A 12,166-nucleotide genomic window follows, 5' to 3' on the forward strand; every position below is an offset into this window, starting at 1 on the left:
CCCCCGCCCCCCCGCCCCTGCCGGCGCGCGCCGCGGCCGTCGTCGACCCGCTCGCCGTCGACGTCTCGCTGGTGCCCGGCGCGGCCACCGACCGGATCGACGCCCGCGCGGCCGGGCCGTTCCGGCTGCCGGAGCCCGAGCGGGTACGGCTGCGCCAGGAGGTCGACGCGCAGGCGGCGTGCCTGCGCCGCGACGGCCAGCGCGCCACGGTGGTCGTCGGGCCCGGCGGCCGCCCGTACCTCCGCCGCGAGGGCGTCCCGGCCACCCCGGCCCCGGGCCGCACGCGTTCAGCCGTCGGTGCGCCGTCCGGCCATGGCCCTTCCACACCGCGAACGGCGCTCGCGCGACCGTCCGGCGGCGAAGCGGTACGGCTCGCCGGCGGCTCCGGGACGCGGCCGGCCGAGGTCGCAGCGACGCTGAGACCTTCCCCGCCGGCCGAGTCGCAGCGGCCGGGGGCCACGCCCGGCAAGCCGACCGGCGCGCCCGGCGAGGCGCCGGCGGACCGGCCCACCGCGATGCCGGAGCGCACGGTGCGGCCCGCGCCGTCCAAGCCCGGCTCGCCGCCGTGCTCGCCGGACGCGCCCGGGCCGACCGCCACCGAGAAGCGCGCGCTCGACCGTCTCGCCGCCCTGGTCCGGCAGTGCCGCGGGAGCCGGGTCGACGTGTGGCTGGACGAGACCGGCACGCCGGCCGCTCCGGCGTCGGCCGCCGAGTGCCTCGCCACCGCGCGCCGCACCCAGCTGAAGCCGTACGTCGCGCCGGCCGCACTGCTCTACATCGGCTCGCCGGAGGACCGCGCGCCGGCCATCGACCCGTACGGCATCGCTGGGGTCACCGCCGTGATCCTCGTCCTGGCGGTCGGGATCAGCGTGCTCGTCGCCACCCGGCTGGTGCGGCCGGTGCGGGCGGTGACCGCGGCGGCCCGGCGGATGCGGTCCGGCGACGGCTCGGCCCGGGTCATGGTGCGCGCCAAGGGCGAGGTCGGCGAGCTGGGCGCCGCGTTCAACGAGATGTCCGACCACCTGGACCGCGTGGAGCGGCAGCGCAAGGCGATGGTCAACGACGTGTCGCACGAGCTGCGCACGCCGCTGAGCAACATCCGCGGCTGGCTGGAGGCCGCCCAGGACGGCGTGGCCGAGCTGGATCCGGCGCTGACCGCTTCGCTGGTCGAGGAGGCCACGCTGCTGCAGCACGTCGTCGACGACCTGCAGCAGCTCGCGCTCGCCGATGCGGGCCGGCTGCGGCTGCGCCCCGAGCCGGTCGACGTCGCCGACCTGGTCGAGCAGCTCGCGGCCGTCCACCGCGCCGCTGCGGAGGCCGCCGGGCTGGTGCTGACCGTCGAGGCGACCGGCCGCCTGTACCTGGACGCCGATCCCGTGCGGCTGCGGCAGGCGGTCGGCAATCTGCTCGCCAACGCGGTCCGCTACACGCCGGCCGGCGGGCGGGTGAGCCTGCGCGCGTACGCCGACGGCGATGACCTGCTGATCGAGGTGGCCGACACCGGGCCGGGCATTGCCCCCGAGCACCTGCCGTACGTCTTCGACCGGTTCTGGCGGGCCGAGAAGTCGCGCAGCCGGCAGACCGGCGGCAGCGGGCTGGGCCTGGCCATCGTCCGGCAACTCGCCGAGGCACACGGCGGTTCCGCCACGGCACGCAGCGAGCCCGGCCACGGCGCGACATTCATCCTGCACCTGCCCCGAACAACAAAGCCCACGTGACCACAGCGAGCCGAAGAACGAGGCTCAACCCCCGCAGAAACACGAAGGGAGGCCCGGATCATCCGAAGCCTCCACATGTGCGGTCGGTTTGTGTCCGAGGGGGGACTTGAACCCCCATGCCCCGTGAAGGGCACTAGCACCTCAAGCTAGCGCGTCTGCCTATTCCGCCACCCGGACCGGTGTCGCAGGCCGCAGCGCGGCTGCGGCGGGCTTCACCATACCAAAGGAGCCGAGTCGCGGCGAAGTCGATCGAGCGGGCACGATGGTGGGGTACGAGGACGGCTAACGCGAAGGTGATCACTGTGCCCCATCAGCCGACCGCTGAGGACGAGGTCGTCCGGCTCTGCCAGGAGCTGATCCGGATCGACACCAGCAATCCGGGGGATCATTCCGGGCCCGGGGAACGGGTCGCGGCGGAGTACGTCGCGGAGAAGCTGGCGGAGGTGGGGCTGGAGGCGACGATCCTCGAGTCGCGCCCCGGACGGGCCAGCGTGGTGGCGCGGATCGAGGGGGAGGACCCCGGCCGGGACGCGCTGCTGCTGCACGGGCATCTGGACGTGGTGCCGGCCCGCAGGGAGGACTGGACGCGGGACCCGTTCGGCGGAGAGATCGCGGACGGGTGCGTCTGGGGCCGCGGGGCCGTGGACATGAAGGACATGGACGCGATGATCCTCGCGGTGGCGCGGCAGCGGCTGCGGGAGGGGCGCAGGCCGCCGCGGGACGTGGTGCTCGCCTTCCTGGCGGACGAGGAGGCCGGGGGCAAGTGGGGCGCGCAGTGGCTCGTCGACGAGCATCCCGGGCTGTTCGAGGGGTGCACCGAGGCCGTGGGGGAGGTCGGCGGGTTCAGCCTGACCGTGCCGGGCGACAAGCGGATGTACCTGATCGAGACGGCGGAGAAGGGCATCGCCTGGATGAACCTGACCGCCAGGGGGACGGCCGGGCACGGGTCGATGGTGCATCCGGACAATGCGGTGACGGCGCTGGCGGCGGCCGTGGCCCGGCTGGGGGAGCACGAGTTCCCGGTCCGGCTGACGAAGACGGTGCGGGCGTTCCTGGAGCGGGCGTGCCTGGCGTACGGGGTGGAGTTCGATCCGGAGCACCCGGAGGCGGCCCTGGAGCGGATCGGGCCGTTGGCGCGGATGATCGGGGCGACGCTGCGGCACACGCTGAATCCGACGCGGCTGGACGCGGGGTACAAGACGAATGTGATCCCGCAGAGCGCGACGGCTCAGGTGGACGGGCGTTTCCTGCCCGGATATGAGGCCGATTTCTTCGCGACGGTGGACGAACTTCTCGGGCCGGACGTCGAGCGGGATTTCGTGCATCACGACCACGCGGTGGAGACCGAGTACGAGGGCGCGCTGGTCGCGGCGATGGAGGCGGCGCTGACCTCGGAGGATCCGGGTGCGCTGCCGGTGCCGTACTGCCTGAGCGGCGGGACGGACGCCAAGTCGTTCGCGCGGCTGGGAATGCGGTGCTTCGGTTTCGCGCCGCTGAAATTGCCCCCAGAGTTGGACTTTTCCGGAATGTTCCATGGCATCGACGAGCGCGTTCCGGTGGACGGACTGCGCTTCGGCGTGCGGGTTCTCGACCAATTCCTCGACCGGTCTTGAATTTCCCGTTGCCAATGCGATGAGTGGTGCTATCGTCACCGTTCGTAGGGACCCGCCCGTCCCGTGAGGGATGGGCGGTGGTCGCAACGGAGGTCTGACGGTGGCATGTGACACGGCGCGGGCACGGACGGTCTCCGTCCGGCTGCGCCGCGTCGCCACCGGGCGGATCGTCCGGCGGCTGCTCGTCCTCGCCGGCCTGCTGGTCGCGGGCTGGATCCTCGGCGGCATGGCCCAGCAGGCCAGCGCCGCCGAGCTGCCCGCGCCACCGGAGGCCGTCGCGGACGCCCCGGTGCTGGGAAAGGTGCTGCCGGCCCCGCACGCCCCGATCCGTTCGGTGGTCGGGGCCGTCAAGCACCAGGCGCCGCCCGTGCGGGCGGTGACGCCCGTCAGGCCCGTCACGCCCCTCACGCCGGCGAAGTCGGCGAAGCCGGCCGGAGCGGCCAAGGCCGCGCCGCCGGCGGAACGGCGTGCGGCGCCGCGGAAGGCGCACGGCGCACCGCGTCACGTGCACAAGAGCGCGGTGCCGGTGCGCCGGTCGCTCGCCCGGGCGCACGTGGTGCCCCGGCCGCGTCCGGCGTCCCATGCCCGGCATCACCGTGCCATCGAGCGGCACCCCGCGCCTTTCCGGGCGCCGGGCCAGTCCGGCACGCATTCGGTGACCTGCGGCGGTGTTCCGATAGGTGCCGCCGCCGGCCTGCCGACCGTTTTCCCGTGGACCCCGGTTCCGCCGCGGGTCCGCGTTCCGCGCGTCTTCGGCGCGGTTCCCCCGGCCGTCCGCACCGCTGCGGACGAGCCCTCCTTCGCGCCTGACTAATCCCTGATCACAGGCTTGCGGCCGGATGCCCGTGCGGCTCGGGCCGGCCCGCGGCCTGCCGTCAGGCGTGCCCTTTCCACGAGACCCCCAGACGTCTCGGCATTCCATTCATCATCCCCCGAACGGAGCATCATGCGAACGTGGGCAAAAAGCACCGCACGTACGGCCGTGCTCACCGCGAGTTTCGTCGCTCTCGGTGTCAGCGCCATTCCGGCCAACGCCTTCGCCGACGTCACGAACGGCGACGGCAGCGTGCTCGGCGGCAATCAGGTCGACCTGCCGGTCTCCGCGCCGGTCGACGTCAGCGGCAACGGCGCGGGCATCGTCGGCCAGGGGCACGGCGTGTCCCGCGGCGGCGCGTCCGTCGTCAACGGCGGCGGAGGCGGAGGCGGCCAGCACACCTCCGGTGCCGGCAGCGTCGGCGGCGGCAACCAGGTCAACGCGCCGGTCTCGCTGCCGGTGAACGCCTGCGGCAACGCCGTCGCGCTGATCGGCAAGGCCGACGCGGGCTGCGAGGGCGGCTCGACGGTGCACAACGGCGGCGGCGCCGGCGGCCAGAAGACCTCCGGCGAGCACAGCGTGCTCGGCGGCAACCAGGTGAACGCCCCGATCTCCGCCCCCGTCGACGTCTGCGGCAACGCCGTCGCGATCATCGGCAAGGCGGAGGCGGGCTGCGAGGGCGGCGCGACCGTGCACAACGGCGGCGGCGCGGGCCGCGGCGGCAGCGGGCAGAGCACCGACGGCTCGCTCGGGGTCATCGCCGGCAACCAGGTGAACGCGCCGATCAGCGCGCCGGTGAACGTCTGCGGCAACGCGGTCGCGATCGTCGGCAAGGCGGCGGCCGGCTGCGAGGGCGGCGCGATCGTCAAGAACGGCGGGCACACCGGCGCCGGACAGCGGACGTCCGGGCTGCACAGCGTGCTCGGCGGCAACCAGGCGAACGCCCCGGTCAGCGCGCCGGTGGACGTGTGCGGCAACGCGATCGGCAACGCTCTCGCCGAATGCGAGGGCGGCGCGTCGGTCCGCAACGGCGGGCACGGGTCCGGCGGGCAGACCACCGACGGCACGTTCAGCGTGATCGGCGGCAACCAGGCGAACGCGCCGATCAGCGTCCCGGCGACCGTCTGCGGGAACGCCGCGGCGCTGGTCGGCGAGGCGGGCGCGTACTGCGAGGGCGGCGCGCACGCGCGCAGCAGCTCCGGCGGCGACCAGCACACCTCCGGCACCGGCAGCGTCATCGGCGGCAACCAGGGCAACGCGCCGATCACCGCGCCCGTGGACGTCTGCGGCAACGCCGCCGCGGTCGTCGGCGAGGCGGCCGCGCACTGCAACGGCCAGACGCTGGTCGAGGGCTCGCAGGGGCCCGGCGGGCACACCTCCGGGAACGGCAGTGTCGGCGGCGGCAACCAGGCGCACGCGCCGGCGAAGGCCCCCGTGGACGTGTGCGGGAACGTCGGCGCCGTGGTCGGCCGGTCCCTCGCGCACTGCCAGGACGGCCCCGGCTTCGGCGGCTACCACCCCTACGCCCGCTCGGCCGGCGAGCCGTCGCCGGCGCAGCCGAGCCTGCCGGTGAACCCCGGTTCGGCGCTGCCCGCCGTGCCGCAGCTGCCCGGTGCGAACGACCGCACCGCCGGGACCTCCGGAAAGAACGGGACGGCCGGCCTGCCCGTGACCGGGCTGCCGAGCGTGCCGCGGGCCCTGTCCGGCGCGACCTCGACCGCGAACGGGATCCCGGCGACCAGGAGCGTGCCGGTGTCGGACGCCCTGTCCGCCACCAACCTGCTCCCGCGCACCGGCAAGCAGCGGACCGCCGAGCAGCGCACCGGCGCCCCGTCCCTGGGCCCGGTCCCCGGCTCGCAGCTGCCCGCCGCCGGGGCCCTGCCCGTCCGCGGCGACCTGCCCACGGTGAACACCCTGCTCGGCGGCGGCATGACGCCCAAGGTCGCGCCCAAGGTCAACGGCATGCCGAAGGCCCACGCCGCGGGCGCCAAGCGGACCGTCCACACCGGTGGGAACGGTATGACCGTCGCCACCTTGCCGGTCGACCCGAGCGCGCTGCCGACCAAGGCGCTGCCCGCGGTGCCGGTCGTCCCGGTGGCCTCGAACGCCCGCACGTCCGGCGCGTCCGGCACCGGGCTCCCCGTCGCCGGCCTGCCGGTGGCGAAGGGCGTCAAGGCACCGAAGACCGGCAGCGTGAAGCTGCCGGCGGGCGCCGCGCTGCCCACCGGGACGGTCAAGGCGCCGAAGACCGGGAGCGCGGTGACGAACCTCGGCCCGGTCCGGACCGTCGCCGACAACGAGCCGCTCACGTCCGGAACCGAGGACGGCTCGCTGTGGGTGCTCGGCGTGGCCATGCTGGCCGCGGCGTTCTCCGGCACCATCGCGCTGAGCCGCCGCCTGCGTCCCGGCCGCCGCTGATCGATCCGGCCGCCGGTCCGGCGGGGCCTGCCGGGCGGTGACGGCTCCCGTCCGGCAGGCCCGTCCATGAACGCTTTGCCCGTCCCGGAGGCGCGGTCCGGGGCGGGCGAAGCCTTGTCCGGGCGCCGCTTCAGGCGGCGTTTTCGGCGGCGGCCGGTCCGAGGCATCCCGGCCGGCGAATATGATTACGGGACGTCATGCGTTTCGTACGTAGTGCTACGCTCCGTCCGGGACTCGGGTGAGCCGCCCTGAACGGACGCCGATCACCGGGAAACGGAGCGAACCTCCGCGGCCGACCGGAACGCCGGAACGGCCGATGGGGACCTCAGAACGTGCGGACCGCGCGGATGACCTTGCGCCGCAGTTGAATACGGCGGCGGCCGTCCGGGTAGAGGCGCAACCGATCGATCTCCCAGCCGCCGTGCTCGGCGTGCTCGGTCAGGATCTGCCGGGCGGTGTCACGCGTGGTGCCGGCCGGCAGTGACAGGACGAGGTAGGTGTACTGCACCATTGCGACCATTATTACTTGGTGGACCGGGTGTTGTGCATCGTACGGTGGCGGCCCGGTCCGCACCGGGGGTGGCGGCATGTCATCCTGTCCGGAGGCGAGCGGCGGATGAGAGTTGCGCCCGCCACGGGCGGAGCGACGACCGAAGGGGCGGCAAGGGGCGGCATGGGGCGTCCGGGCATGAACCCGCCGTCATGCGACGTTGTAGGAAGCCTGTGTAAGAAGAGTGTGAGCTAGAAGACCAGACAGCGAGGTTGGAGCGACTGTGCCAGCCAAGAACGGCACTGCGAAGAGTGGCCAGGCGAACGGCGCCGGCACACGCCTGGTGATCGTCGAGTCGCCCGCGAAGGCGAAGACGATCGCGGGTTACCTGGGCCGTGGCTACATCGTGGAGTCCAGTATCGGCCACATCCGGGACCTGCCCGGGAGCGCCTCGGAGGTGCCGGCCAAGTACAAGGGCGAGCCGTGGGCGAAGCTCGGCGTGAACGTCGAGCACGGCTTCGATCCGCTGTACGTGGTCAACGCCGACAAGAGGGCGCAGGTCGCCAAGCTCAAGAAGCTGCTGGCCGAGGCCGACGAGCTCTTCCTCGCCACGGACGAGGACCGGGAGGGCGAGGCGATCGCCTGGCACCTCCAGGACGTCCTGAAGCCGAAGGTGCCGGTGCACCGGATGGTCTTCAACGAGATCACCAAGGACGCGATCCAGCGCGCCGCCGCGAACCCGCGGCAGCTGAACATGCGGCTGGTGGACGCCCAGGAGACGCGCCGCATCCTGGACCGGCTCTACGGGTACGAGGTCAGCCCCGTCCTGTGGAAGAAGGTCATGCCGAAGCTGTCGGCGGGCCGGGTGCAGTCGGTGGCGACGCGGCTGGTGGTGGAGCGGGAGCGCGAGCGGATCGCGTTCGTCCCGGCCCACTACTGGGACATCCAGGCCGAGTTCGACACCGGCAAGGAGGAGGAGCCCAAGGCGTTCAAGGCCGGCCTCCTCTCGGTGGACGGCAAGCGGGTCGCGCAGGGCCGCGACTTCACCTCCGACGGCACGCTGAAGACGAAGGACGCGCTGCACCTGGACGAGCCGTCGGCGCGCGCTCTGGCCGAGCGGCTGCGCGGCAGGCCGTACGAGGTCAAGTCGGTCGAGTCCAAGCCGTACACGCGCAAGCCGTACCCGCCGTTCCGGACGACGACGCTGCAGCAGGAGGCCAGCCGCAAGCTGGGCTACTCCGCGAAGTACACGATGTCGGTGGCGCAGAAGCTGTACGAGAACGGCTTCATCACCTACATGCGAACCGACTCGATCACGCTGTCGGAGACGGCGATCACGGCGGCGCGGCGGCAGGCGGCGAGCCTGTTCGGCGGCGAGTACGTGCCGGACAAGCCGCGCGTCTACCAGTCGAAGGTGAAGAACGCGCAGGAGGCGCACGAGGCGATCCGCCCGGCGGGCGAGAGCTTCCGCACCCCCGCCGAGACGGGCCTGTCCGGCGACCAGTTCCGGCTGTACGAGCTGATCTGGAAGCGGACGATCGCGTCGCAGATGAAGGACGCGGCGGGCCGTTCGGTGTCGATCCGGGTGACCGGGGTGTCGACGCAGAACGAGACCGCGGAGTTCAACGCCACCGGTAAGACGATCACCTTCTACGGGTTCCTGAAGGCCTACGTCGAGAGCGCGGACGACCCGTCCACCGACCGCGACGACCAGGAGCGGCGGCTGCCGAACCTGGAGCAGGGCGACCCGCTGAGCGCCAACTCGGTGGACGCCGAGGGCCACTCGACCCGCCCGCCGGCCCGCTACACCGAGGCGAGCCTGGTCAAGGAGCTGGAGGAGCGGGAGATCGGCCGCCCGTCCACCTACGCCTCGATCATCGGGACGATCCTGGCGCGCGAGTACGTGTTCAAGAAGGGCACGGCGCTCGTCCCGTCGTTCCTGGCGTTCGCGGTGGTCAACCTGCTGGAGCAGCACTTCGGCAACCTGGTCGACTACGACTTCACCGCGCACATGGAGGACGGCCTCGACGAGATCGCGCGCGGCGAGGCGGAGCGTGTCCGCTGGCTGAGCCGGTTCTACTTCGGCGACAACGGCGACGAGGGGCTGAAGGACCTCACCGAGGACATCAGCGACATCGACGCCCGGGAGATCAGCTCGTTCCCGGTGAAGGGCACCGACATCGTCGTCCGGGTCGGGCGGTACGGGTCGTACCTGGACCGGGACGGCGAGAAGGTCAACATCCCCGACGACATCTCGCCGGACGAGCTGACGGCGGAGAAGGCCGAGGAGCTGTTCGCGCAGCCGTCGGGCGACCGCGAGCTCGGCGTCGACCCGGAGACCGGGCACATGATCGTGGCGAAGCTCGGGCGGTTCGGCCCGTACGTCACCGAGGTCCTGCCGGAGGCGGCGCCGCCGGCCGAAGGCGAGAAGAAGAAACGGACGAAGAAGGCGGACACGGCCAAGCCCCGCACCGGATCGCTGTTCAAGTCGATGACGCTGGACACGATCACCCTGGACGACGCGCTGAAGCTGCTGTCGCTGCCGCGGACGCTGGGCGAGCTGGACGGCGAGCCGGTGACGGTGCAGAACGGGCGGTTCGGCCCGTACATCAAGAAGGGCACCGACAGCCGATCGCTCGGGTCGGAGGACGAGCTCTTCACCGTCACGCTGGAGCAGGCGAAGGAGCTGCTGGCGCAGCCGAAGCAGCGGGGCCGGCGGGCCGCCGCGGCGGCGCCGCTGCGCGAGCTCGGCAAGGACCCGGCGAGCGAGAAGCCGGTGGTGGTGAAGGAGGGCCGGTTCGGCCCGTACGTCACCGACGGCGAGACGAACGCCAGCCTCCGCAAGGGCGACGAGGTGGAGTCCATCACGATCCAGCGCGCCGCGGAGCTGCTCGCGGAACGGCGTGAGAAGGTGGCCGCGGGCGGCGGGAAGAAGAAGACGGCGCCGCGCCGCCGCACCTCTGCAAAGTCCGGCTCATAACGACATTCGCGCCGATACCCTGACCGACATGACCAGAACGGACGCCACCCGGCCGCACCCCGCCGCGCCGCAGCCGGGTGCTTCGTCGCTCCCCGCCCCCGCGGGGCCGTTCCGCAGGCTCCGGTCCGCGCTGGCGGTGTCCGGCCTGGGCCTGTGGCTCGCCGTGCCGGCGCTGTCGGCGATGGCGGTGCTGCCAGCGGACGGCACTGGGGCGCGGCTGCGCGCCGCCGGCGGTGCGCTGGCGCTGCTGGTCCTGCCCGCGGTGCTGCTCGCGCCGCTCGCCGGGGCGCTCACCGACCGGATCGACCGGCGGCTCGCGCTGCTGATCGCGGACGCGCTGCGGTTCGTGGTCGTTCTGACGGTGCCGCTGGTCGACGCCCTGCCGTGGACCCTGGCCGCCTCGTTCCTGGTCGGCTGCCTGTCGCTGCTGTGGGCGCCGGCGGCGGCCGCGTCGCTGCCCGCCCTGGCCTCCGGCGAGAGCCACGGGGGCGGAGTTCTGGTCGCGAGCGCGGCAGGCGGCGATCCGGCCGCCGATGCTCGCCGGACGGCGGTCCGCGTCGTCTACGGGCCGGCGCCGGTCGCCGCGCTGGTGTTCGCGCTGCTCGCTCTGATCGCGAACGCGGCGCTCGGCGCGTCGCACCGCGCCGACCTCGCGCTGTACGTGACGGCGGTGCTGTTCGTCGTCTCGGCGGCGCTGACCGCGCTGGTCAAGGACGTTCCGGCGACGGAGCCGATCTCGGTTCCGGCGCCGCTGAAGCCGCTGTTCCAGGGGCCCGGCCTCGACCGGGCCGGCCGCGGCCTCGGCCTGGCGGTCGGCGGCGTCGCGCTCGCGGCGGGCGCGGCCGTCGCCGTCGCGCGGGTTCACACCGGCGAGCTGGGCGGCGGGGACGCCGGATACGGCGCCGTCCTCACCGGGCTGGCCGTGGGGCTGGCGTCCGGTCTGTTCCTCGGGCCCCGCGTCCTCGGGCCGTTCAGCCGCCGGCGGCTCCTCGGCCTCGCGGTGATCGCCGCCGCGCTGCTGCTGATCGTCGACGCGCTGGTGCGCAACCTCGTCGTCGTGGCGTTCGTGACGGCGTTCCTGGGCGTCGCCGCCGGTGCCGCCTGGTCCAGCGGGGTCGCCGCCGTCCGCTACCCCGACGCGCCGGAGAACGACCGTCCGCGCGTGTTCCTGCGCTCGGTGGTGCTGGTCGCCGCGCTGGTCGCGTTCGCGGCCGTCCCCGCCGTGGCGGGGGCGCTCGGCTCGCACCGGATCGACGCCGGCGACGGCTACGACCTCGACGGGTCGATGGCCGCGCAGCTCATCGCCGCCGTCCTCGCCCTGGTGGCCGGGTTGGTGGCGTACCGGAGGCTGGACGACCGGCCCGGCATCCCGCTCGTCGCCGACCTGCGGGCCGCGCTGCGCGGCGAGGTGTACGTCCCGCCGTCGCAGGTCGTGGAGCCGGAGCCCGTCCGCCGCGAGCACGGCGTGTTCATCGCGTTCGAGGGCGGCGAGGGCGCCGGCAAGACCACGCAGGCGCGGCTCGCCGCGATCTGGCTGCGCGACCACGGCTACGACGTGATCACCACGCACGAGCCGGGCGCCACCAAGATCGGCATGCGGCTGCGCGCGATGCTGCTGGACCGGGACACCACCGGGCTGTCCGACCGCGCCGAGAGCCTGCTGTACGCGGCGGACCGCGCCGACCACGTCGCCAACGTGATCAGGCCGGCGCTGGAGCGCGGCGCGATCGTGGTGAGCGACCGCTACCTCGACTCGTCGCTGGCGTACCAGGGCTACGGCCGGCGGCAGCCGGTCGAGGACATCGCGCGCGTCAACGCGTGGGCGACCGGCGGCCTGATGCCCGACCTGACCGTCCTGCTGGAGGTCCCGCCGGCGGACGGGCTGCGCCGGCTGTCGGCCCCCGCCGACCGCATCGAGTCCGAGCCGCAGGAGTTCCACGAGCGCGTCCAGGCGGGCTTCCGCGCGCTCGCCGAGGCCGATCCCGACCGGTACCTGGTGCTGGACGCGAGCCGCCCGCAGGCCGAGCTGAGCCGCCTGATCCAGTACCGCATCCGCGAGATCCTCCCCGACCCGATCCCGGCCGGCACTGAGGACGCGACGAGCACCTTCCCGGCCATCACCGACGTCTGAAG

The 12,166-nt window shown here is 73.6% G+C and carries 7 protein-coding genes and 1 tRNA gene; 6 read left to right on the plus strand and 2 right to left on the minus strand.

The window, feature by feature from the left end:
• On the plus strand, window positions 1–1,718 hold a 1,718-nt coding region (locus ABD296_RS15565; RefSeq protein WP_344267034.1), incomplete at its 5' end, for a sensor histidine kinase.
• Between the two features lie 91 nt (window positions 1,719–1,809).
• Here the strand turns inward: ABD296_RS15565 and ABD296_RS15570 are convergent.
• A tRNA-Leu gene (locus ABD296_RS15570) sits at window positions 1,810–1,895 on the minus strand.
• Between the two features lie 125 nt (window positions 1,896–2,020).
• On the opposite strand from ABD296_RS15570, the gene ABD296_RS15575 reads away from it, so the two are divergent.
• The 3 genes from ABD296_RS15575 to ABD296_RS15585 all read left to right on the plus strand — a co-directional run bounded on the left by ABD296_RS15575 (window position 2,021) and on the right by ABD296_RS15585 (window position 6,563).
• Entirely contained in the window at window positions 2,021–3,331 is a 1,311-nt protein-coding gene (locus ABD296_RS15575) for a M20/M25/M40 family metallo-hydrolase (RefSeq protein WP_344267037.1), read from the plus strand.
• Between the two features lie 100 nt (window positions 3,332–3,431).
• The gene (locus ABD296_RS15580) at window positions 3,432–4,145 is read left to right on the plus strand and encodes a hypothetical protein (protein ID WP_344267040.1); all 714 of its coding nucleotides are present in this window, start codon (window positions 3,432–3,434) and stop codon (window positions 4,143–4,145) included.
• Between the two features lie 168 nt (window positions 4,146–4,313).
• Window positions 4,314–6,563, plus strand: coding sequence for a chaplin family protein (locus ABD296_RS15585; RefSeq protein WP_344267043.1), 2,250 nt, complete (start codon window positions 4,314–4,316; stop codon window positions 6,561–6,563).
• A 325-nt stretch (window positions 6,564–6,888) separates the two neighbouring features.
• Here ABD296_RS15585 and ABD296_RS15590 read toward each other — a convergent pair whose 3' ends face one another.
• The gene (locus ABD296_RS15590; protein WP_151540728.1) at window positions 6,889–7,074 is read right to left on the minus strand and encodes a DUF5703 family protein; all 186 of its coding nucleotides are present in this window, start codon (window positions 7,072–7,074) and stop codon (window positions 6,889–6,891) included.
• A gap of 262 nt (window positions 7,075–7,336) precedes the next feature.
• On the opposite strand from ABD296_RS15590, the gene topA reads away from it, so the two are divergent.
• Window positions 7,337–10,033, plus strand: coding sequence for a type I DNA topoisomerase (topA, locus tag ABD296_RS15595; protein WP_344267050.1), 2,697 nt, complete (start codon window positions 7,337–7,339; stop codon window positions 10,031–10,033).
• 28 nt (window positions 10,034–10,061) lie between these two features.
• Window positions 10,062–12,164 (plus strand): dTMP kinase, encoded by a 2,103-nt coding sequence (gene tmk, locus ABD296_RS15600; protein ID WP_344267053.1) that lies wholly within the window; start codon window positions 10,062–10,064, stop codon window positions 12,162–12,164.
• Window positions 12,165–12,166: the final 2 nt, after the last annotated feature.

The sequence above is a fragment of the Actinomadura napierensis genome (genome assembly GCF_039529375.1).
GTDB classification, from domain to species: domain Bacteria; phylum Actinomycetota; class Actinomycetes; order Streptosporangiales; family Streptosporangiaceae; genus Spirillospora; species Spirillospora napierensis.

Excerpts from the sequence above, each read along its gene's own strand:
- ABD296_RS15590 (WP_151540728.1), bottom strand. The coding sequence starts at position 7,074 with ATGGTGCAGTACACCTACCTCGTCCTGTCACTGCCGGCCGGCACCACG.
- tmk (WP_344267053.1), top strand. The coding sequence starts at position 10,062 with ATGACCAGAACGGACGCCACCCGGCCGCACCCCGCCGCGCCGCAGCCG.